Source organism: Novosphingobium aquimarinum, from assembly GCF_009746585.1.
GTDB classification, from domain to species: Bacteria; Pseudomonadota; Alphaproteobacteria; order Sphingomonadales; family Sphingomonadaceae; genus Novosphingobium; species Novosphingobium aquimarinum.
This window is the reverse complement of the sequence record NZ_WRPO01000003.1, coordinates 54,039-76,161: the sequence shown is the minus strand read 5'-3', so window position 1 is coordinate 76,161 and position 22,123 is coordinate 54,039. Positions and strand designations below refer to the sequence as shown.

Sequence of the window (22,123 nt, the reverse complement as noted above, 5' to 3'; positions counted from 1 at the left end):
TTTCAGGATAAACGTCGCTCGCGTCTGAAAGGGACGATCCTGCCTTCGCTCAGCGAACGCCACAGCCATTCGAGCGGGCCCTGGCGAAAATGCGCCAGCCACGGCCGGCTCCAGGCAAGCATCAGGACCCAGCCCAGCAGCACGAAGCCGGTCAGTTGCGCTTCGCCGAACAGCCCGATCCATCCAAGGCCCCAGCCATAGAAGATCGCGGTCATCACGATCGTCGTGCCGATGTAATTGCTGAACGCGAGCCGGCCCGCCGCGATCACGCGCTGGCCCAGCGCGGTGGCACCGAGGGCGGGCGCCGCCAGCACCAGCATCGCGGCGTAGCCCAGCGTCATCAGCAAGTGCGCCGGGCCCAGCCAGCCGTTCATCGCGGCGTTCGTGGCAATGGGCGGGAAGCCGTCCACCCACAGGCGAGCTATGACGAAGGCCGTCAGAACGAGGCCGAGCGCGGTGGCGCCGATGGCCACGAGCCACATCGCCACTCGCGGCCACTGTGCGGCGAAGAAGCCGGATCGCGCCAGCGCCATGCCGATGATCATCATCGGCAGGGTTTCGCCGAGATTGTCGATGACCATGGTGAAGAGCCAGAACGGCTCCGAGGCGATCTTGTCGCTGACAATGTCGAAAAATCCGGACTGCAAGAGCATCAGGTCTTCGGCCGAGCGCTGCGCGAACCAGTCGAGGTGCAGATCGTGCAAGTCGGCCTGCGCCGCAGTGGCGGTGCCGAGTGCGACCGCGTGCTCCGCCGCCACTCCCGAGGCGCTCATCAGAGCGTCCCAGCCATGCCACATGAGAAAGATGAGTACCGCGGATCCCGCCATGGCGCGCGGTTCGAGCGGTGACAGCAGCAGGAGCAGCAGCCCGCAGGCACCATAGAGGAACAGGATGTCGCCCCACCAGAACAGGAAATAGTGCAACTGGCCGAACACCATCAGCCAGAACAGCCGCCGCGCCTGCAGCAGTTCGGCGGATTTGCCCGCGATCGTCATACGATCGAGAAACACCGCCATGCTGGCGCCGAACAGCAGCGAGAACAGCCCGCGCATCTTGCCTTCGAACACCAGCAAATTGAGCGCGTAGACCGCACGATCGGCGGCGGAGGCCGGGATAGGGGCGTTGATGTCGGACGCCGCAGTCGAAGGACCGGCGAAGCCGGCGATGTTGATGGCCAGGATCCCGAGCACGGCAATGCCGCGGATCAGGTCGAGCGACGCGATCCGGTCGCTCGCGCCTTGCGGCATGCCTTAGTCCCGGGTCGCCAGGCAGGTGTAGCCGCCGGCCTTCAGTCGCGCGCACGCCGCCTCGGCATCGGCGGAGCTGGCGAAGCCACCAGCCTGGAGCTTGGTAAGCCGGCCCGCAGGCACCAACAGGCGTTCATGTCCTGCGAGTTCGGGGCGCGCTTTCACTTTCTGCCACAGCTTTTCGGCATTGCCCGATACCCCGAAGGCACCAAGCTGGACTCGCCAGGCGCCGTTGCGGACGGGGGCAGGGGACTTGGCCGCCGGCGTCGCCGCTTTCGAAGATGGAGCGGGTGTCGGGCTGGCTGTCGGGCTGGTCGTCGGAGTGCGGTTCGGCTGGCGCTCTATCACGTTCGCGACCTTGGGCACGGCGCCGGTCGGCTTGGGCTGCGGGGCGCGGATCGTCGCGGTTTGCGGCGTTCGGGTATAGTCCGCGCCGGCTTCGGCGGGGCTCGATCCGTTGGCGACGCGTGCGGCTTGTGCGACCGCGTCCCGCGCGCTGGCGATCGTCGGAGCCGGAGGGCTGGCGACAGGGGCGCTGGCGACAGGCGCATTGGCTCCCACGCCGCCGAGGTCGGCAGCCGCCATCTGGCGTGTGCGCGTCTGTTCGGCGCGCGCGGCCAGTTCGGCAGCGAGCGGCACGCTGCGCTGGCGATCGGCGAGCGGCACGTGCTGGTCCATCTGCGCAAGCGCACCCTTCGCCTGTTCGAGCCCCGCTTGCTGCGCTAGGCTGACGAGGGCATAGCCGCGCACCCAGTCGCGCGGGACCTGATCGCCGTTGAAATAGGCGAGGCCGAGCAGATACTGCGCGCGCGGATCGCCGCGATCGGATGCGGCGACGATGTAGGGCATGGCCTTGGCCCGCTCGCCCTTCTGAAACAGAAGCAAGCCGTAGTTGTCGGCAGCGCCGAGGTGACCCTTGGTGGCGGCTTGCTGGTAAAGCGCTTCCGCGCGCGAAAGATCGCGAGGGACGCCGCGGCCGAGTTTGTAGGCCTGCGCCATGTTGAACATGGCATCCGGATCTCCCGCCTGGGCCGGACCCTGCCATTCCGCGACCGCGCGGGCATAGTCCCCCGCGCTCCAAGCGTCGACGCCTTGCTTCACGTCGGCCACAGCAGGCGTTGCCGCGAGTATTGCACATGAAAGGAAACCCGCGCGGCGAAGAAATCTGCTCATTATAAGTATGCCTGCCTTGCCTCGAACATGGTTTCCGAACCGACCAAATCACGCGCGAATTTCCGCTATGCCGAACCCGTAAGCGCGAATGGTAACGCGATAAACTGGCATGGTGAAGAAGACATTAGCAACGGAAAATGTCGCGTCGGGCCCGGTAATAGCTCTCCAGTCAAGCTTTCGGGTTTAACCCTAAATTAGGAACGATCTGCGATCCCCTTCGGCGAACGCATCGATTTTGTGCGTCTATCGCATTTGTTGGGGGACATAGGCATTGCGAGTTCTGGCTTTGGCATCGCAAAAGGGCGGATCGGGTAAAACGACCCTGTCCGGGCACCTGGCTGTACAGGCACAGCGCGCCGGCGCCGGGCCGGTCGTCCTGATCGACATCGATCCGCAGGGCTCGCTCGCGGATTGGTGGAACGAGCGTGAAGCAGAATTCCCGGCCTTCGCCCAGACGACTGTCGCGCGCCTGGCGGGCGATCTTCAGATCCTGCGCCAGCAGGGCTTCAAGCTCGCCGTGATCGACACGCCACCTGCCATAACGATGGCGATCCAGAGCGTCATTTCGGTGGCCGAACTGATCGTCGTCCCGACTCGTCCGAGCCCGCATGACTTGCGCGCCGTCGGCGCGACCGTCGATCTGTGCGAGCGGGCGGGCAAGCCGCTGATCTTCGTCGTCAATGCCGCGACCGCCAAGGCACGGATCACCGGCGAAGCTGCCGTCGCGCTGTCGCAGCATGGCACTGTCGCTCCGGTCACCTTGCACCACCGCACCGATTTCGCCGCTTCGATGATCGATGGGCGCACGGTGATGGAAGTCGATCCGCAGGGTCGCTCGTCGCAGGAAATGGCCGCCTTGTGGAACTACCTGGCGGATCGGCTCGAGAAGAACTTCCGCCGCACCGTGTTTTCCGGGCCCACCCAGCAACCGATGATCTCGGGCACGGGCCGCCCGGTCGGTGGCTTCGGCCGCCGCGTCGCCGGTTCCTGACGGGACGATCGCCATGGGCCAGTCCGCAGGTTTCTCGTCACTCTCGCCGTCGCTGCTGGCGCGCAAGGGCGGCGCGCGTCCGGCGATGCGCTCGCAAGTGATTCCGCTCGACCACCTGCATGACGGCAGCGCCCAGGAACTGCACGACGATCTCGGCTGGAACGACATGGGCGAGGATCGCCGGGACGACTATTCCGCGCCGATCCATACCGCCAACGTCGTGCCGTTCGAACGCGCCGCCAAACAGGCTTCGACTGACGAGGTTTCTGGCATATCCGAAGGGCAGAGCGCGGCTTTGCTGCGCTTTGCTTCCGACGCGGGACCGCCTCTTCAGCGCCGCGCCGCTTTCACCTTGCGTCTCGATCCCGAGCGTCATCTCAAACTGCGCCTCGCCAGCACCATGCTGGGCCGCAGCGCGCAAGCGATCGTGACGCAGGCCCTCGACCTTCATCTCGCAACCATGCCCGCCGTTGCCGAACTCGCCGGCACAATTCGCAATCGCGACTGAGATCCGACAAGAGGAACCTGCCATGGCAATTGGCTTCAGCAACAACAAACCCGTAGGTTTCGCGATCTGCACCGCGATGGCCGCTGCCCTGGTGGCTGGCTGCGCCGGGCAGTCTCACGTCGCCAGCACGAGCGGCGGGGCGCCGGTCGCGTCTCCGGGCAGCTTTGCCGACAGCAAGGATCTCGCGCGTCTCGAGAAAGTGGTGCTGAACACGCCGAACGTTGCGGCGGCGCGCGTCGATCTGGCGCAGGCCTACCTGACGGCGGGCCGCTTCGCCTCGGCTGCGACGACGTTCGAAGATGCGGTCTCGCTCGGCGATGTTTCGGCGCGCACCGCTCTCGGCATGTCGCTCGCCTACATCGGTTCGGGCCGCAGCTCCGAAGCCGTCACCTTGCTCAAACAGTGGCGCGACACGATCCCCGCCGGGGACCTCGGGCTCGCCCTGGCGCTCGCCGGTTCGACCAGCGAAGGCGTCGATGTGCTTATCGCTGCGCTGCGCGCCGGGCAGGATACGCCCAAGCTGCGCCAGAACCTGGCTTATGCCTATGCGCTCGACGGGCGCTGGAGCGAGGCGCGGATCATGGCGGCGCAGGACGTTCCCGCCGACCAGCTCGACGAACGCATCAGCACCTGGGCGCGGATGGGCCGTCCCGAAGATTATTCGACCCGCGTCGCCAGCCTGCTCGGTGCGCCGGTGCGCTCTGATCCCGGTCAGCCGGTGATGCTCGCGCTTGGCGGCGCCGCGCCGTCCGCGCCGCAGTTCGCGGCGGCCGAGCCGCAACCGCTTGCCGAGCCGCAGACACTGCCCGCCAGTTTCGGCGATCAGGAACTGCCCCCCGTCCAGGGCGGCGAGACCTACTGGAACGCGCCTGCGCAGCCCGTGAGCGAACCCGCCCCGGCGACCAAAGTGCGCACGGCCGCGACCGAAAACTCGTTCGAAAAGGCGTATCGCAATCCCGTTGCCTCGCCTGTTCCGGCGCCAGCACCGGCGCCCGTCCCGCGTGAGCCGGCGCTTCCGGCCGCCGTCGCGAAAGCGATCCCGGCACCCGCTGTGGCGAGCACCACGACACCGCGCACGCGGTCGGTCGCGGCCGCCGATCCGGTTCTCGCGCGTCCGGTCGGCGATCCGACCCATCTCGTGCAACTCGGCTCGTTCTCGAGCCCCGAGAACGCGCAGCGGGCCTGGAACATATACCTCGAACGCAATCCCGCGCTGCGCGACCACGATCTCGTGATCACTGAGGCCGAAGTGCGCGGCAAGCGCTTCTGGCGCGTCGCGGCCGCCGGTTTCGATCACGGAACGGCACGCTCGATGTGTTCGACCGTGAAACGTTCGGGCTTCGGCTGCTTTGCTTATGCCAAGACCAGCCCGCTTCCCGGAGCATTGCCCGCGCGCGGCAAGAGCGGTGCGATGCTCGCGAGCCGCTGACCTTCTTTCCCTCGCATCCCTCTTGCGAAAACCTTGCCCCCCGTCGCTCAGCGGCGGGGGTTTTTCTTCACTCGGCTTGAGAGGCTTCGAAAAGTGTGCGCTGCGCGGCGAAAGCGCGCTGGAAGGCTGGACGTGCCTCTCCACGCGCGATGTAGTCGATGAGCGATGGGTAGCGCCCCATCAGGGCCGTGCCTGACAGTCGACGCAGGACGGTGACCATCATCAGGTCGCCGGCACCGAATGCGCCATCCAACCAATCGGATTCTCCCAATGCGGCCGCCAGCGCATCGAGCCGGACGGAGGCCAGACCCTCCAGCGCTTGTCGGCGATCCTCGAGCCAGGGCTTGCAGCCATCGAGGATGTCGACGAGGTCGAGCTCGAACACGGGCGGCTCTACGGTATCGATCGCAGCGAAAAGCCAGCTGATCTGGCGAGCGCGGGCCGAGGGGGCTTCCGGCAACAGGCGGCCGCCGAAACGCTCCGCCACGTGCAGGACGATCGCGCCCGATTCGAACAGGACGAGATCGCCTTCCTGGTAAACCGGAATTTGCCCGAAAGGCTGGAGGGCAAGGTACCCGGGCTGCTTCATCGCCTCGAACGAGACAGTGCGCACTTCGTAGTCCTGCTCCGCTTCCTCCAGCGCCCAGCGCACTCGCATGTCGCGCGCGAGACCCCGCCCGCGGTCGGGCGAGCGTTCGAACACGGTGATGATCGGCTTCACGTCGTCGCCGTCTTCTTCTGCCCGACTCTCGCGCCGCCCTTGAACAGCGCGGCGACGCGGCCTTGCACCGGTTGCTTGTCGAACGGGGTGTTGCCTGCGCTGGCAGCCATCTGGTCCGAGTCGACGATCCAGGGCCGATCGCGGTCGATGATCGCGATGTCGGCCTCGGCGCCGGGTTCGAGCCTTCCCGCCTCGACCCCGAGCACGCGCGCAGGGTTGCCAGCAAGCAGTTCGAACGCGCGGCCGAGCGTGATGACCTCGTCGCGCACCAGGTTCATCGTCAGCGGCAGTAGCGTCTCGGCGCCGGCCATGCCGGGGGCGGAATCGGCGAAAGGCAGGCGCTTGTCTTCCGAGCCGCGCGGATCGTGTCCCGAAGCGATCGCGTCGATCGTGCCGTCGGCGATCGCGGCGATCACTGCCTTGCGGTCCGCCTCGGAACGCAGTGGCGGCGAGAGGTGCATGAACGAGCGGTATTCGGCCAGCGCGAGGTCGGACAGCATGAAATAGGCGGGGCTGACGCCGGCGGTGACCTTGATGCCCTTGTCCTTGGCGGCACGCACGAGATCGAGCCCACGTGCGGTCGTCACCTTGCGCAAGTGCAGACGCGCGCCAGTCATTTCGGCAAGCAGCAGGTCCCGCGAGATCGCCAGCGCTTCGGCTTCGGCCGGGGCGGCAGGCAGGCCGAGCCGCGTCGCCATCTCGCCTGCGGTCGCGACCGCCGAGCCCATGAGGTTCGAATCCTGCGCATGCACGAAGACCACGAGGTCGAGCATCGCGGCATACTGCATCACGCGCAGCATCGTGCCCGAATCGGCAATCCAGCGCCGCCCGGTGGCGATGCCGCGCGCGCCGGCGTCCCGCATCAGACCGAGTTCGGCGAGCGCACTGCCTTCGAGGCCGCGTGTCGCGGCGGCGAGGGGATGGACCCAGAAGTCGGGCTTTCCGGACAGCGCCACGTAGCGCACCCGCGATGGCACATCGAGCGGCGGGGTCTGGTCGGGCATCAGCGCCGCGCGAGTGATGCCGCCGAAGTGAAACGCGGGCTTGTCGACCGCATAGGCACCGAGATCGACGAGACCGGGCGCGACGATCAACCCGCCCGCATCGTGCACCGTGTCGCCGTCCTGCGGCGTGACATCGGCACCCAGCGCGACGATCCGGCCGTCGGCGCAGCGCAGCGTGCCGGCTTCCAGCGTGCCATCGGGCCGCAGCAGCTTGCCGCCGGTGATCGTGAGCGGCGCGGTTTTGCTCATGCCCAGCCTTCCACCCCGCGGGCGCGCCGAGTCAGCACGTCGAGGCAGGCCATGCGGATGGCGACGCCCATTTCGACTTGCAGCGTGATCAGCGAGCGTTCGACCATGTCGGCCACGTTGCTGTCGATCTCGATGCCGCGATTCATGGGGCCTGGGTGCATCACCAGCGCATCCGGGCTGGCGAGGGACAACCGATCGAGTGTGAGGCCATAGAGGTGCCGGTATTCGCGCGGGGAGGGGATGAAGTCGCCCTGCATCCGCTCGTTCTGAAGGCGCAGCATCATCACCACGTCGGCGCCCGCGATGGCGGCGTCGAAATTGTGGAACGGCGCGACGTTCATCGCTTCGATCCCGACCGGCATCAGCGCGGGCGGCGCGCAGACGCGAATGTCGGCACCGAGCGAGGAAAGGCTCAGGATGTTCGAGCGGGCGACGCGGCTGTGCAGGATGTCGCCGCAGATCACCACGCGCAGGCCATTGAAAGCGCGCTTGGCGTGGCGGATCGTCAGCGCGTCGAGCAGGGCCTGGGTGGGATGTTCGTGCTGGCCGTCGCCCGCGTTGAGCACGGGGCAATCGACCTTGTCGCCGATCAGCTGCACCGCGCCCGAGCTGGCATGCCGGATGACGATCGCATCGGCATGCATCGCGTTGAGCGTCGCGGCGGTATCGAGCAGCGTCTCGCCCTTCTTCACGCTCGACGTCGCGGCGTGCATGTTGACGACGTCGGCGCCGAGCCGCTTGCCCGCGATCTCGAAGCTCAGCAACGTGCGGGTCGAGTTCTCGAAGAAGGCGTTGATGATGGTGAGCCCGGACAGCAAATCGCGGTGCTTTTGCGCATGGCGATTGAGGTCGACCCACTGTTCCGCCTCGTCGAGCAGGAACATGATTTCGTGCGGGGCCAGTCCGGCAATGCCCACGAGGCCGCGGTGCGGAAAGGCCGCGGAGCCTTCCGGATAGGATGTGGCACTCGATCGCATTGGAAACGAGGCCCTAAGCCGTCCGCTATCCTCGCTCAAGCGCTTATTGTCGTCTCTCGTGCGCAGCCTGTCGATGCCGTTTGGGGCAGTTCGGCTTTTCAGCCTCGCACCAAGCTCGTAAGGCGGCGCCGAAGCCGAAGGAACGACACTCATGGAATTCGCGCGCAAGGTCTGGAAACTGCTGGTCGCGGTCAAGGACGGCCTTGTGCTCGTCTTCATGTTGCTGTTTTTCGGCGGGCTCTACGCGCTGCTGTCGATGCGGCCCGCGCCCGGCAAGATCGCGGACGGGGCCTTGCTGATCGAGCTTGCCGGCGTCGTCGTCGAAGAGCCGGCGCCCGTCGATCCGTTTTCGCTGCTCACCGCGACGCAGGCACCCACTCGCGAATTTCGCGCCCGCGACGTCGCCCGCACGATCCGTGCGGCGGCCAAGGACACGCGGATCAAGGCGGTCGTGCTCGATATGTCGCGCTTCCTGGGCGGCGGATACGTGAACTTGCGCCAGATCGGCGCGGCGATGGACGAGGTTCGCCAGGCCGGCAAACCCGTGCTGACCTACGCCAACGGCTATGTCGACGATGGCGTGCAACTCGCGGCGCATGCCAGCGAAGTCTGGCTCGACCCGATGGGAGCGGCGTTCATCGCCGGGCCGGGCGGCAACAACATGTATTTCGGCAAGGCGCTCGAAAAGTACGGCGTGACTCCGCACGTCTATCGGGTCGGCACTTACAAGAGCGCGGTCGAGCCCTATCTGCTCGAGGGCCCGTCCGAACCGGCGCGGCGCTCGCTCGAGGCGGTCTACGAAGGGCGCCTCGCTGCCTATCGCAGCGACATTACCGGTGCGAGACCCAGGCTGGCGTTCGAAACGGTCACCCAGCAACCCGCCGCCTGGATCGAACAAGCGAGCGGCGATCTCGCGACCGCGGCGAAGAGCGCGGGCCTGGTCGACCGGCTCGGCAGCAAGACCGCGTTCGGCGAACGAATCGCAAAGATCGTCGGCAAGCCTATCGGTGACAGCGAGACCGGCAGCTTCGCGGCGACCGATTACGATACGTTTCTTGCCGCGACGCCGCTTCCCACCGAGGGCGCGGCCATCGGCGTCGTCACCATCGCCGGCACCATCGTCGACGGAGAGGCCGGGCCGGGAACCGCCGGCGGCGAGCGCATCGCCAAGATTCTGGAGGACGCTCTGGACGAGGATCTCAAGGCGCTCGTCGTCCGGATCGATTCGCCCGGCGGATCGGTGATGGCGTCCGAACGGATCCGCCTTGCCATCGAAGCCTTCAAGGAAAAGAAGATCCCGGTCGTCGTCTCGATGGGCGACATGGCGGCGAGCGGCGGCTACTGGGTGGCAACGCCCGCGCAGCGCATCTTCGCCGATCCGGGCACCCTGACGGGCTCCATCGGAGTCTTCGCGGTGCTCGCATCGTTCGAGGATCTGCTGGCCGATGTCGGCGTGACCGGTGGCGGGGTGAAAACGACGCCGCTGTCCGGCCAGCCCGACATCCTGTTCGGGATTTCGCCCGAGATGGCGAGCATCTTCCAGTCTTCGGTCGAAAACAATTACGCCAAGTTCATCGGCCATGTGGCGCAATCACGCGGGCGCTCTCCCGAACAGATCGACGCGATCGCGCAAGGCCGCGTCTGGATCGGGTCGGACGCGAAACGAATCGGGCTGATCGACCAGTACGGCGATCTCCAGACCGCGCTCGCTTACGCGGCGAAGGCGGGTGGCATCGGCAATGCGCCCTGGCACGCGCAGTATCTGGGCGAGGAAAGCGATGCGCTGAGCCAGTTCCTGCTACAGCTGCGCAATTCCGAAACCGCGCAGGCGTCAGGCGATTTCACCGCGCTGGTCGCCGATCGCCAGCGGCTGTCGGCGGCGGGCTTGCTCGATCGCTTGCGCACGATGGCGCAGCCGCGCGGCGTTCAGGCCTACTGCATGGAATGCCCGGCGCAACCCGGGACACACGCCGGGCCGGCGAAAACCGGGCTGTTCGAGACGCTTGCGCTGCTCGCCGGCTTCAGAATTCGCTAGGGGTTTCCGGCGGCGCGATCTCGGGAACGTCGGTATCGGGGGCAAGCGGCGGAGTTTCCGCCGGCGGTGTAGCCGGGCCCGGTTCGGGCGCCATCGGCGGCGTTTCGGGCGGCGATAGCGGTTCGTCGCGATCGGGCGGCGGGTCGGGTTGGGTTGCCATGATAAAGCCTTTGTTTGCCTTGCAAACGACTTGGGGATCGCGCGACGCGGGCGCAAGCAGCAGTGCTTGCCCTTTTCGCCTATGGCTTATAAGGGCCTCACGCTTGAGTTTCATGCTTTGTCCGGGCGGGCGTGGCGGAATTGGTAGACGCGCCAGATTTAGGTTCTGGTATCTTCGTGATGTGGGGGTTCGAGTCCCTTCGCCCGCACCAGTCTTCCGCGCTCCGGATCAGAGCGACAGAATAACAGGAAGGCTTCCCAGTAATGCAGATCGTCGAGACGTCCAGCGAAGGACTGAAGCGCGCCTACACCGTCACGATTCCGGCGAAAGACATCACCGACCGGATCGAGGGCGAGGTCGAGCGGCTCGCGCCGCAAGTGCGCATGCCCGGCTTCCGCCCCGGCAAGGTTCCGGCGAACCTGATCCGCAAGATGCATGGTGATGCGCTGCACCAGGACGCGCTCAACACCTCGATTCGCGAAGCGATGGACGCGCTCGTAGCCAAGCACGAGCTGCGCCCGGCGATGCAGCCGCAGGTCGCGCTGGGCGAGGGCTACGAGCAAGGCAAGGACGCCGAGCTTTCGGTCAATCTCGAGATCCTGCCTGCGATCGAAGCGCCATCGACGGACGGGATCAAGTTGGAAAAGCTGGTCGTACCCGTGACCGACGAGCAGATCGAGGAAGCGATCGCGCGCTTTGCCGATCAGCAGAAGTCCTATGAGACGGTCGATCGCGCCGCCGAGGACGGCGACCAGGTGATGTGCGACTTCGTCGGCAAGCTCGATGGCGTCGAGTTCGAAGGCGGCAAGGCCGAGGGCCAGGCGATCGTGATCGGTTCGGGCCGGCTCATCCCCGGCTTCGAAGAGCAGCTGGTGGGTGCCAAGGCGGGCGAGGAACGCACGATCACCGTGACCTTCCCCGAGGACTATCCGGCCGAGAACCTGGCCGGAAAGGACGCGACCTTCGACATCACCGTGCACGAGGTCAAGGCACCGGCCGAGACCAAGATCGACGACGAATTCGCCAAGCAGCTCGGCCTCGAAAGCCTCGAGCAGCTGCGCGGACTGCTCAAGGGCCAGCTCGAGCAGGAAACCGCCGGCCTGACCCGCACGCAGATGAAGCGCCAGCTGCTCGATCACCTCGCCGCCGGCCACGATTTCGATGTCCCGCCCTCGATGGTCGAAGCCGAGTTCGCGCAGATCTGGGCCCAGCTCGAGAACGAAGCGCGCAGCGAGGAAGACCCCGAGGCCGCGCTCAAGGAGATCGAGGACGAGAAGGACGATTATCGCAAGATCGCCGAGCGCCGCGTGCGCCTCGGCCTGCTGCTCTCCGAGATCGGCCAGGCCAACAAGGTCGACATCACCGGCCAGGAAATGCAGATGCTGATCCAGCAGGCTGCGCAGCAGTATCGCCCCGAGGATCGCGAGCGGTTCGTCGAGTACATCCGTAACGACCCGATGGCCGCCGCCCAGCTGCGCGCGCCGCTCTACGAGGACAAGGTCGTCGACTTCCTGATCGAGAAATCCGAAGTGACCGAGCGCGAAGTCAGCCGCGATGAGCTGCAGGCCGCGATCGAAGCGGACACGGACGAAACTTCGGGCGACGAGGCCAAGGCCAAGCCGGCGAAGAAGGCGGCTGCCAAGAAGCCCGCCGCGAAGAAGGCGGCAGCTTCCGAAGATGGTGGCGACGAAACCAAGGCTGATGACGCCAAGGCCGATGAAGCGAAGAGCGATGAGGCCGAAGCCAAGCCCGCCGCCAAGAAGGCGCCCGCGAAGAAGGCGGCTGCCAAGAAGGCGGATGCCGACGGCGACGCTCCGGCCAAGAAGCCCGCAGCGAAGAAGCCCGCCGCCAAGAAGGCTCCGGCCAAGAAAGCGTCTGCTTCCGACGAATAAGATCTCTTGGCATCTTGCCGCATGGCACGCAGACGGCCCGGTGCACCATCCGCCGGGCCGTTCGCGTTGGGCCGTATCGTTCAGGCTCTCAGTCTATGCGCGGCACCGGATTCATCTCCCCGGTTCAACGGTTCGCGCCGCGGGGGCACAGGGCGACGACCCATTCGATGCGCCCGATCCTGATCCGGGAAAGCAGGCAGATCAGGCCTTCATGCGGCGCTTCAGCTCATCCGGCGGGACATTCATCCACATCCGTCCGGGCGGATTATCGGTTAATGCCCTTGAACATCGCTGATGAGGACGCGACATATGCGGGTCAGAAGCAAGAGGACCCTCATGATCGACCTTTTCGGCCACTCCGGAAGCCAGGGCAAATTCACTACCGACCCCGTGACCGGCGCGCTCGTGCCCATGGTGGTCGAGCAGACCAGCCGCGGTGAGCGCAGTTTCGACATCTTCTCGCGCCTGCTGCGCGAGCGCATCGTCTTCGTGACGGGTCAGGTCGAGGACGGCATGGCTTCGCTGATCGTGGCGCAGCTGTTGTTCCTCGAATCCGAGAATCCTTCCAAGGACATCTCGATGTACATCAACTCGCCGGGCGGCGTCGTTACGGCGGGCATGGCGATCCACGACACCATGCAGTACATCCGTCCGCGCGTTTCGACCGTATGCATCGGCCAAGCCGCCTCGATGGGCAGCTTCCTGCTTGCAGCCGGCGAGCCGGGCATGCGCATCGCGCTGCCGAACGCCCGGATCATGGTCCACCAGCCCTCCGGCGGTGCACGCGGCATGGCCGCCGACATCGAGATCCAGGCGCGCGAAATCCTGCGTATGCGCAAGCGCCTGAACGATCTTTACGTGAAGTACACCGGCAAGACGCTAGACGAGATCGAGAAGGCGATGGACCGCGATACCTTCCTGGAAGCCGACGAGGCGCTGGGATTTGGGATCGTCGACAAGGTCTTCGAAAGCCGTCCGGATGCGGAGAAGGCGGAGACCAAGGAATAACGAAGCGTAGGAACGTCTTCAGTCTTGAGCAAGCAAATGTGTGGCAGGATTGATCATGAGGCCGACCAGATAGTAAGGTCGGCGAGTCGCCTCATCGGGGGCCTAGCGGCAGAGAATGACAAAATTGAGCGGATCTGATTCAAAAAGCACCCTGTATTGCAGCTTCTGCGGGAAGTCTCAGCACGAGGTGCGCAAGCTGATCGCGGGGCCGACGGTCTTCATCTGCGACGAGTGTGTCGAGCTGTGCAACGACATCATTCGCGAAGAGACCAAGGCCGGGATCGCGGGCAAGAAGGACGGCGGAGTGCCTACTCCGCTGGAAATCTGCGAGACGCTGAACGATTACGTGATCGGCCAGAACCGCGCCAAGCGCGTGCTTTCGGTGGCGGTGCATAATCACTACAAGCGGCTGAAGCACTCGGGCAAGTCCGGCGAGGTCGAGCTTTCGAAGTCGAACATCCTGCTCGTTGGGCCGACCGGTTCGGGCAAGACGCTGCTCGCGCAGACTTTGGCGAAGACCTTCGACGTGCCGTTCACGATGGCCGATGCGACGACGCTGACCGAAGCCGGTTACGTCGGCGAGGATGTCGAGAACATCATCCTCAAGCTTCTGCAAGCGAGCGACTACAACGTCGAAAAGGCTCAGCACGGTATCGTCTACATCGACGAGATCGACAAGATCAGCCGCAAGGCCGAGAACCCGTCGATCACGCGCGACGTATCGGGCGAAGGCGTGCAGCAGGCGCTGCTCAAGCTGATGGAAGGCACGACCGCCTCGGTTCCGCCGCAGGGTGGCCGCAAGCATCCGCAGCAGGAGTTCCTGCAGGTGGACACGACGAACATCCTGTTCATCTGCGGCGGCGCGTTCGCGGGCCTGGAAAAGATCATCGCGGATCGCCTGCAGAAGCGCTCGATCGGCTTCGGCGCACATGTCGCCGATCCGGACAAGCGCCGCGTCGGCGAACTGCTGCAGAAGGCCGAACCCGAGGATCTGCTCAAGTTCGGACTGATCCCCGAATTCGTCGGCCGTCTGCCGGTGATCGCCACGCTCGAGGATCTCGACATCGGCGCGCTGGTGATGATTCTGCGCGAGCCCAAGAACGCGCTGGTCAAGCAGTACGCCAAGCTGTTCGAGCTCGAAGACGTCGAACTGACGTTCACCGAGGATGCGCTCGAAGCGATCGCGCAGAAGGCGATCGAGCGCAAGACCGGCGCTCGTGGGCTGCGCTCCATCGTCGAAGGTCTGCTGCTCGATACGATGTTCGATCTGCCGACCGAGAGCGACATCGCCGAAGTCGTGGTCGATAAGGACGTGGTCGAAGGCCGCAAGGAGCCGGTTCGCGTCCTCAAGGGCGACAAGGCCGAAGAAGCGGCCTGACGTTTAGGCGGATAGCCACAACTCGATAGCATCAAGAGGTCGCCCGGTTCCGCCGGGCGGCCTCTTGCTTTTGGGGACGGAGGAATGCCCTCCGCTGCCGCGGTTTCAAGCCTTCGTGCCGCCGCCCTTGATGCGGCAGGGCGCGCGATCCATTCCCATGCGGCTGTGCCCGAAAACGCGGCGTTCTGCTTATCGCGCGGCGATCGCGGTGTTGCTAGCGTCGTCCTGATGGCGCGGAAAGCTGACAAGTCGCCTTTCGCACCCGAGTGCCGTGCGATGTGGGCCAAAGGCGCGAGTGGCAGCCGATGATTGCCGTCGTTCTCGGCATGCCTGGAAGCGCCTCGACCTGGATCTTCAATGTCGTGCGCGAACTCGTGGCGGGGCGCGGAGAGCCCGCAGTGAGCCTCTACGCCGACCGCGCGCAGGATCTGCTGACGGAACTGGGTACAACCGACGCTCGTCATGTGGTGATCAAGGCGCATTCGCTCGATCCGCAATGGCTGGCGCTGTTGCGCGTCAGCGGGGGGCACCTGATCGTGTCGACACGCGACCCGCGCGACTCGCTGCTCTCGATGCAGGATCGCTTCGGGCACGCCGCTCAGGACGTCACGCGGCAGATCGCGCTGTCGGTGGCCAGCATCGCCGTCGTTCGCAGCGATGTCCCGCGCCATCTGCATCTCGCCTACGAGACGCGCTTTGCGCGCCGCAAGTCCACCATCGGCGAGATCGCCGCCTTCCTGTCGATCGAACGCGACCCGTCGGACTACGCCGCCATCTTCGAGAAGCTGAAAGTCGCATCGGTCCGCAGCCATACCGCGTCCTTGGCCGAGCTGGGATACGAGCCGGACTGGTTCGATCCGGCGACGCACTGGCACCCGAATCATGTCGGGGACGGCCGCGTCCGCAAATGGACCGATCGATTGTCCGCGCAAGCGTCCGAGGCCTATTGCGAAGCTTTCGCCGCGCTTTCGAAAGGCGAATACCGGCAGGACGGTTCGATCCGGTGGCAACCCGAACTCTTCAGCTATCACGATGCCGCCGATGCGGACGGCGCCCGCTCGCTGACCGCGGCCGAACCGGCCTGCCTCGTCTTCGGCCCCTATTTCTATCTCCCGCCGGGTCGCTGGCGCGCCAGCGTTGCCCTCGAAGCCGACACCGTGGCGCCGCTGCGCGTGGAAATCGTCAGCGAAACCCGCGTCGTCCTGGCCATGCGCCAAGTTACGATCAGTTCGGCTTCGGATGGGACGTGCGTTCTCGACTTCGAGGTCGCCGATCATACGCTTCCACTTGAAGCCCGCGTCCATGCGATGACGAGCGATCCGCTGACAGTGCGCTTCGGCGGCGTCGGATTGGAATGGATCGGGCCGCTGCCACGTGCACAGCGCGTTGCGCGGCCCCTCTGACTCTCGATTGGCGCTGAACCGGCGCACGAGCGGATCGGCCGTTCGTGCCTAGCGCGGCAGATTCGCGCGCCTTGCGCGCCTCCAAACCTCGCGCCAGGCCCTGAAGGTCTTTGCTCCCTTTTGGCGCAAACCTTTCGGCGCAAAGTGCAAAAACTACGCATGTCCCTGTATCGCGCCGCTCCTTCCCCCGCAGTAGCAGTGGTGACTGCATGCACCTGGGCGCGACGGCATCGCTCTTGCCCGGCAGGGCGCGTGTTCACGCCTACGGGGAGCGAGAGATCAATTCATGGATCACGGCAATCCCAGGATCTTGCACAGAATCTACTTTGAGAATTTCGCGCCTTATCGAGACCCCTTCGAGCATTTCCTGGATAGCTGGGTTCAGCAGATGCCCGGCTACACGATCATGCGCTGGAACGCCGATAATCTCGACGTCAACGCGAACGAGTGGACCAGACGCGCGGCCAAGGCGAATGCACCCGTGTTTCTGGCGGAGTATTTTCGCTGGAAACTGCTGGCCGAGTACGGCGGCGTCTATCTCGATGCCGATTGCGAAATCGTCGACGGCGCGGTCTTCTCGCGGATCATCGATCAACTGTTCCAGAGCAGCGCGTACGACTGCTTTTTCGGCGTGGAGGAGCGCAGCAACGGCCACCCCACCGCGCAAACCATAGGTGCGAGGAAGGACGCGGAGCTCGTCCGCTTCATGCAGTCGCTCTACGAAGATCAGTTGGGCAGCTTGTGGCCCTGGCGCGAGACGCGGGGGCTGATCGGACCGCAGCTGATGGCCTTGTACTTCATCAACAAGGGCATCAACACGGCCGATGATGGTTTCATCAAGAACATCGACGAGCCGGTCGTGCTCGATCGGTGCAAAGTCTATCCGCAGACGTACTTCTCGCCGAAATTCGCGATTACCGGCATGGAGTTGGATTACCAGCCGGGGAAAACATGTGTGTACCACATGTTCGCCAATTCGAATGTCGACTTCAGCAAGAACCGCCGGTTGAAGGACGCACGCGAACGGGCCGCTACTTTCGAAGAATACCGGCGGAATCTACAGCGTGCGCTGCTGTTTCCCCGAGTCTACGATGCATCTTGGCTGGAAACCCAGTCGGGCGAGCACACCGACGACGGCATTCGCGCCTTCTCGGCAAACGGGGTCATCTGCTTCGGCCCGTACGTCAGCTTGCCGCAAGGCGAATACGAGGCACGGCTCCGCCTCGCCGAGCGGCCCGGAAGCGGCGCGGCGACGCTGAGCATCACTGCGGACAACGGTCGCAAGTCCCTGGCTCTGGATCGCTTCGAGTTCCCGCTCGACGAGGAGATCAAGGTCCGGTTTGCGGTCGACGAAGCCGCGATTGCGGATCTGGAATGCGTGCTGAGCGGCGAAAACGTCGATCGCATCACCATCCAGGGACTGGAGATCGCCAAGCTCTCCGACCTCAAGATCCTGCATCGCATCTATTTCGGCTTCGACGGAAGGCCCGACCAGTTCCGCCCCTATCTCGATACCTGGGAACGCGAGCTCCCCGACTTCCAGATCATGCACTGGAATGCGGCCAATCTGCCGATGGACTGCAATGACTACGTCAAGCGGCTGCACCAGGAGCAGGACCACGCGTTCCTGACCGACTACTTCCGATGGTATGTCTTACGCGAATATGGCGGCGTCTATCTCGACGCCGACGTCGAGGTCTACGACGGCGCGAAATTCCGGACGTTGATCGAAGAGCTCGAGCAGGCGCACAATTACGATGCGTTCATCGGCATCGATAAGCGCGACGGCGGCTGGTACACGGCCCACACGATGGCGTCCCGGCCGCAGAGCGAGCTCGCCCGGTTCATGTGCGCGGTCTACGAAAGCATGGGCGACCTCGTCGTGTGGCGAAAGAAGAACTTCTACTTCTGGGCGCCGCAGCTGACCGCCTCGTACTTCGCGCACAAGGGGCATAATCGCGAAGGGATGGGCACGATGCCGCGGCTCGACGAGCCGATCGATGTCGCGCGCGTGCGGGTCTATCCGCAGGCGTACTTCGCGCCGCTGTCGCCCACCGGCCAGGCGGAAAAGCCGTTCGAGCTCGACGCGCTGACCGAGAACACGTCGCTGTGCCATCACTTCGCCTGCAGCTGGCATGACGCCGGATCGTTCTACGCCGAACATTCCGCGCAGAGAGGCGGGCAGGCGAATGTCCTGCTCGACGATATCGAGCGGCTCGAAGCCGGAATTCCCGAGAGTTCGCTGGGTCGTTTCACTGCCCGTTCGGGCCTGCGCAGCATCGTCGGGCGGATCGAGGGCGATATGATCCGAACTGATGGTGCCGCGGGCTGCCTGGTGTTCGGCCCGTATGTCTCGCTCGACGCGGGGACGTATCGAGTCACCGTCCGGTTCGTTGGCGGTGCGCATCTGGCAGGCGCGCGGGCCGAAGTCTCGGGCGAATACGGAGAGCGCTGCTTGATGGACGCGATCGACCTGCAAGCCGTTTCCAACGGCCGCACCGCCATGTTCGAGTTCACCATCGGCAAGCCCTCCGAGTTCGCGGAAGTCCGCATCCATTGCACCGAGGAATCCGCGTTCGCTGTCCGCCAGATCACGATCGATCTGATGCACAGCGGCTCGACCGTCGGTCAGCGCCTGCGCCACTTGGTGCCGACGAAGGCGACGGGAGCGTGGGGCTGGTTTGGGCGCGATGCCGCCGGTTCGGGCGAGCGCTGATCACATGGTCCGGGAGATGGTCGTGTTGGAAGACATTCCCGTGGTGATCCTGGCCGGGGGACTCGGCACGCGGCTGCGCGAGGAGACGGAAACCAAGCCCAAGCCGATGGTCGAGATCGGCGGCTACCGGATCCTTTGGCATATCATGAAATACTACGCGAGTTTCGGCTCGCGCGAATTCATCATCTGCCTCGGGTACAAGGGTGAGCGGATCAAGGAGTTCTTCCTCAACTACCGGAACTGGCACAACAGCGTGACGGTCGATTTGATGAGTGGCGAAATCCAGTGCCACGACAGTCGATCGGGCGAGCCCTGGACGGTGCATCTGCTCGATACCGGCCTCGACACGATGACCGGAGGCCGGATCGGGCGCGCGGCGGATTTCCTGGGGGCGCGCCGTTTCATGGCGACCTATGGCGATGGTCTGGCCAATCTTGACGTGGAGGCCTTGCTTGCCTCGCATGTCGCTTGCGGGCGGCGCGCGACGCTCACGGCGACGCGTCCTCCGGCACGGTTCGGCGGGCTCGAGATCGACGGCGAGTGCGTCAAGTCCTTCACCGAGAAGCCGCAGATCGGCGAAGGCTGGATCAATGGCGGGTTCATGGTCTTCGAGCCCAGCGTGAAGGATCTCATCGGATCGGACGACACGATCCTGGAGCGCGATCCACTGGAGACCCTGTCGCGCGAAGGGCAGCTCAACGCCTTCCGGCACGATGGCTTCTGGCAGCCGATGGATACCTTGCGCGACATCATCTTCATGCGCGACTTGTGGGATCGCGGCGAAGCACCGTGGAAGCGCTGGTGATGCGCCAGGAGCGGATTACCTGCGAAGCGGCCGCACCGTTCGCGGGGGTCTTTGCCGGCAAGCGCGTTCTGGTCACGGGCCATACCGGCTTCAAGGGATCCTGGCTGACGTGCTGGCTGCAGCAGCTTGGCGCGGAGTTGTGCGGCTATTCCGATCGCGTGCCGACGCAGCCCTCGGTGTTCGAAGCCGCGCGTATCGCCCGCTTCATTCGCGACGAGCGGGGCGACGTGCGGGATCGGGCGGCGCTGGCCAAAGTCGTGGCGGAATTCCGGCCGGACTTCGTGTTTCATCTCGCCGCGCAGGCGATCGTCTCGACGTCCTACGCCGATCCTCTGGCGACGTTCGAGACCAACGTCATGGGCACCGCGACGGTGTGCGACGTGCTGCGCGAGGTGGAGTGGCCCTGCACCGTCGTGCTCATCACTAGCGACAAGGCCTATGAAAACGTCGAATGGGAATGGGGCTATCGCGAGACCGACCGGCTGGGTGGCAAAGACATCTACAGCGGCTCGAAAGGCGCCGCCGAACTGGCCTTCCATGCCTATCACCAGTCCTTCCTGACCAAGCTGCCCTCGTTGCGGATCGCCACGGCGCGCGCGGGCAACGTCATCGGCGGAGGCGACTGGGCGGCGGATCGGATCGTTGCGGACTGCATCCGGGCGTGGCGCGATGGCCGGACCGTACAGATCCGCTCACCCACCGCGACGCGACCCTGGCAGCATGTGCTCGAACCGCTGAGCGGGTACCTCGCCTTGGCGCAAGCGCTTGCGAGCGACGAGGCGCTGAACGGCGAAAGCTTCAATTTCGGCCCGCGCGGCGAACAGAATGCCACCGTCGTCGAACTGCTCAGCGATCTGGCCAGGGTCTGGGGCTTTGATGCGCCGAGGGAAAGCTACGCAGTGATCGACAATGTCCCGTTTCACGAAGCGGGCCTGCTCAAGCTCAACGTCGACAAGGCGCTGCTGTGCCTGCGCTGGAGGCCCAATCTCACTTACGACGAGTGCGTCGACCTCACCGGAAGCTGGTATCGCCGCGTCGTCCGCCTCGGCGAAGATCCCTATGCGGTCACGCAAGGCCATATCGATCGCTACCTCGCCTTGGCTCGCGACCGCCAATTGGTGTGGAGCGGCTAAAATGACCACAGGCATGTTGGGCGTTCTGTTGACCCCCTTGCGCCAGATCCCGAGCCTGAACGGTCCGATCTTTCATGCGATGAAGGCGGGCGATCCCGGGTGCATGGACTTCGGCGAGGCCTATTTTTCGCTGATCGACAGCGGCGCGATCAAGGGTTGGAAGAGGCACACGCGCATGACGCTCAATCTGGTGGTGCCGGTGGGTCGCATCCAGTTTCGCGTCCACGACGAAGCCGCCGGCCGCTTCGCGAATATCGTTCTGAGCCCCACGGACGATTACGCCCGGTTGACCGTGAGTCCGGGGCTGTGGATGGCGTTCGGCGGTCTCGATGCGCAAACGAGCATGCTGCTCAACATCGCCGACCTGCCGCATGATCCTGCCGAGGCGGTGACGAGCGAACTCGATCGTTTCCGATGGGAATGGGCGCGATGACCATTCTGGCAGTCACGGGTTGGGGCGGCATGCTGGGTCAGGCGATGACTCGCGAGATCCCGCCGGCACAGCTGCGCCTGCTCGACTGGCGGCTGCTGGAGGGCGGCGGCGCAGCGGCTTGCGAGGCGTTCGCGGTGCTGCAGCCCGATTGGGTCATCCATTGCGCCGCGCATACCGATGTCGAGCAAGCGGAGCGCGATCCGGACACGGACTATCGTGCGAACGTCGCCCTTCCGGCCCGGCTCGCGGAGCTCTGCGCGCAGGCGGGGGCGGGGCTGGTCCATGTCTCCAGCACCGGATGCTACGGCGCCTGGAAGGACACGCCTTATGTCGAGACCGACCGGGGCCAGCCGACCACGGTCCACCACCGCCACAAGCTCGCGGGCGAACAGGCCGTGCGGCAAAGCGGGTGCCGCCACATCATCGTGCGCACCGGCTGGCTGTTTGGCGGCGATGCTGCGGGTCCGAAGAACTTCGTGTGGAAGCGGATAATCGAGGCCCGGCAGACGGCGCAGATGGCGAGCGATACCTCCCAGCGCGGCGTCCCGACAAACTGTACGGACCTTGCCAGGCAAATTGTGCACCTGATCGAAGCGGGCGGGCAGGGGCTCTACAACGCCACTGCGGGCGGTTCGGCGAGCCGTTACGATTACGTGGCCGAGATCGTCCGGCTCGCCCAGATCGAGTGCCGGGTCGTTCCGGGGCCGGCCTTTCCCAGACTGGCGCCGGTTTCGCCCAACGAAACAGCCATCAATCAACGCCTCGACGATGAAGGAATGAACCTGATGCGCGACTGGCGCGATGGCCTCGCCGACTATGTTGCGGACTTGCTCGAAGCGGAACGGTGCAATGGATAGGCAG

General features: G+C 65.1%; 19 protein-coding genes and 1 tRNA gene. 14 read left to right on the top strand and 6 right to left on the bottom strand.

Going from position 1 to position 22,123, the window contains the following annotated elements; genetic code table 11:
* Window positions 1-2: 2 nt before the first annotated feature.
* Both GQO94_RS04375 and GQO94_RS04370 read right to left on the bottom strand, forming a co-directional pair.
* On the bottom strand, window positions 3-1,247 hold the full coding sequence (locus GQO94_RS04375) for a DUF418 domain-containing protein (protein ID WP_156839941.1): 1,245 nt from the start codon (window positions 1,245-1,247) through the stop codon (window positions 3-5).
* Between the two features lie 3 nt (window positions 1,248-1,250).
* The gene (locus GQO94_RS04370; RefSeq protein ID WP_156839940.1) at window positions 1,251-2,420 is read right to left on the bottom strand and encodes an SPOR domain-containing protein; all 1,170 of its coding nucleotides are present in this window, start codon (window positions 2,418-2,420) and stop codon (window positions 1,251-1,253) included.
* A gap of 271 nt (window positions 2,421-2,691) precedes the next feature.
* On the opposite strand from GQO94_RS04370, the gene GQO94_RS04365 reads away from it, so the two are divergent.
* The 3 genes from GQO94_RS04365 to GQO94_RS04355 are packed head-to-tail and all read left to right on the top strand — an operon-like array spanning window position 2,692 to window position 5,348.
* A complete protein-coding gene (locus tag GQO94_RS04365; protein ID WP_156839939.1) occupies window positions 2,692-3,411 on the top strand; it encodes a ParA family protein in 720 nt (239 codons plus the stop codon).
* Window positions 3,412-3,424: 13 nt separating this feature from the next.
* On the top strand, window positions 3,425-3,919 hold the full coding sequence (locus GQO94_RS04360; protein ID WP_156839938.1) for a hypothetical protein: 495 nt from the start codon (window positions 3,425-3,427) through the stop codon (window positions 3,917-3,919).
* A gap of 22 nt (window positions 3,920-3,941) precedes the next feature.
* Complete coding sequence (locus GQO94_RS04355; protein ID WP_232332771.1) at window positions 3,942-5,348, top strand: SPOR domain-containing protein; 1,407 nt, start codon at window positions 3,942-3,944, stop codon at window positions 5,346-5,348.
* A 67-nt stretch (window positions 5,349-5,415) separates the two neighbouring features.
* On the opposite strand, the gene GQO94_RS04350 is transcribed toward GQO94_RS04355, so the two are convergent.
* Genes GQO94_RS04350 through GQO94_RS04340 form a run of 3 tightly spaced genes read right to left on the bottom strand, consistent with a single transcriptional unit; the run spans window position 5,416 to window position 8,299 of the window.
* Window positions 5,416-6,069, bottom strand: coding sequence for a glutathione S-transferase family protein (locus GQO94_RS04350; RefSeq protein WP_156839937.1), 654 nt, complete (start codon window positions 6,067-6,069; stop codon window positions 5,416-5,418).
* On the bottom strand, window positions 6,066-7,322 hold the full coding sequence (locus tag GQO94_RS04345) for a dihydroorotase (protein ID WP_156839936.1): 1,257 nt from the start codon (window positions 7,320-7,322) through the stop codon (window positions 6,066-6,068). The genes GQO94_RS04350 and GQO94_RS04345 overlap by 4 nt, the downstream gene beginning before the upstream one ends.
* Window positions 7,319-8,299 carry an aspartate carbamoyltransferase catalytic subunit gene (locus tag GQO94_RS04340; protein WP_156839935.1) on the bottom strand — a complete coding sequence of 327 codons (981 nt, stop codon included), beginning with the start codon at window positions 8,297-8,299 and terminating at the stop codon, window positions 7,319-7,321. Before GQO94_RS04340 ends, GQO94_RS04345 begins: the two co-directional genes overlap by 4 nt.
* Window positions 8,300-8,450: 151 nt before the next feature.
* On the opposite strand from GQO94_RS04340, the gene sppA reads away from it, so the two are divergent.
* Window positions 8,451-10,334: a signal peptide peptidase SppA gene (gene sppA / locus GQO94_RS04335; protein ID WP_156839934.1), complete on the top strand. Its 1,884-nt coding sequence runs from the start codon at window positions 8,451-8,453 to the stop codon at window positions 10,332-10,334.
* Here sppA and GQO94_RS20745 read toward each other — a convergent pair.
* A complete protein-coding gene (locus GQO94_RS20745) occupies window positions 10,321-10,494 on the bottom strand; it encodes a hypothetical protein (protein WP_198045791.1) in 174 nt (57 codons plus the stop codon). The genes sppA and GQO94_RS20745 overlap by 14 nt on opposite strands.
* A 125-nt stretch (window positions 10,495-10,619) precedes the next feature.
* Between GQO94_RS20745 and GQO94_RS04330 the strand changes: the two genes are divergently transcribed.
* The 10 genes from GQO94_RS04330 (at window position 10,620) to GQO94_RS04285 (ending at window position 22,119) form a co-directional block, all read left to right on the top strand.
* A tRNA-Leu gene (locus GQO94_RS04330) sits at window positions 10,620-10,705 on the top strand.
* Window positions 10,706-10,757: 52 nt separating this feature from the next.
* Window positions 10,758-12,386: a trigger factor gene (gene tig, locus GQO94_RS04325; protein ID WP_156839933.1), complete on the top strand. Its 1,629-nt coding sequence runs from the start codon at window positions 10,758-10,760 to the stop codon at window positions 12,384-12,386.
* Window positions 12,387-12,722: 336 nt separating this feature from the next.
* Window positions 12,723-13,394 carry an ATP-dependent Clp protease proteolytic subunit gene (locus GQO94_RS04320; protein WP_156839932.1) on the top strand — a complete coding sequence of 224 codons (672 nt, stop codon included), beginning with the start codon at window positions 12,723-12,725 and terminating at the stop codon, window positions 13,392-13,394.
* A 115-nt stretch (window positions 13,395-13,509) separates the two neighbouring features.
* Complete coding sequence (gene clpX, locus GQO94_RS04315; RefSeq protein ID WP_156839931.1) at window positions 13,510-14,772, top strand: ATP-dependent Clp protease ATP-binding subunit ClpX; 1,263 nt, start codon at window positions 13,510-13,512, stop codon at window positions 14,770-14,772.
* A 305-nt stretch (window positions 14,773-15,077) separates the two neighbouring features.
* A complete protein-coding gene (locus tag GQO94_RS04310) occupies window positions 15,078-16,175 on the top strand; it encodes a hypothetical protein (protein ID WP_156839930.1) in 1,098 nt (365 codons plus the stop codon).
* Window positions 16,176-16,461: 286 nt separating this feature from the next.
* Window positions 16,462-18,891, top strand: a complete 2,430-nt coding sequence (locus GQO94_RS04305; RefSeq protein ID WP_156839929.1) for a glycosyltransferase family 32 protein — start codon at window positions 16,462-16,464, stop codon at window positions 18,889-18,891.
* A gap of 4 nt (window positions 18,892-18,895) precedes the next feature.
* The gene (rfbF, locus tag GQO94_RS04300) at window positions 18,896-19,696 is read left to right on the top strand and encodes a glucose-1-phosphate cytidylyltransferase (protein WP_269748732.1); all 801 of its coding nucleotides are present in this window, start codon (window positions 18,896-18,898) and stop codon (window positions 19,694-19,696) included.
* Entirely contained in the window at window positions 19,660-20,829 is a 1,170-nt protein-coding gene (gene rfbG / locus GQO94_RS04295) for a CDP-glucose 4,6-dehydratase (RefSeq protein ID WP_232332770.1), read from the top strand. Before rfbF ends, rfbG begins: the two co-directional genes overlap by 37 nt.
* A gap of 1 nt (window position 20,830) precedes the next feature.
* Window positions 20,831-21,262 (top strand): dTDP-4-dehydrorhamnose 3,5-epimerase, encoded by a 432-nt coding sequence (locus GQO94_RS04290; protein WP_232332769.1) that lies wholly within the window; start codon window positions 20,831-20,833, stop codon window positions 21,260-21,262.
* A complete protein-coding gene (locus GQO94_RS04285) occupies window positions 21,259-22,119 on the top strand; it encodes an SDR family oxidoreductase (RefSeq protein ID WP_198045789.1) in 861 nt (286 codons plus the stop codon). Before GQO94_RS04290 ends, GQO94_RS04285 begins: the two co-directional genes overlap by 4 nt.
* The last annotated feature ends 4 nt before the right edge of the window (window positions 22,120-22,123 follow it).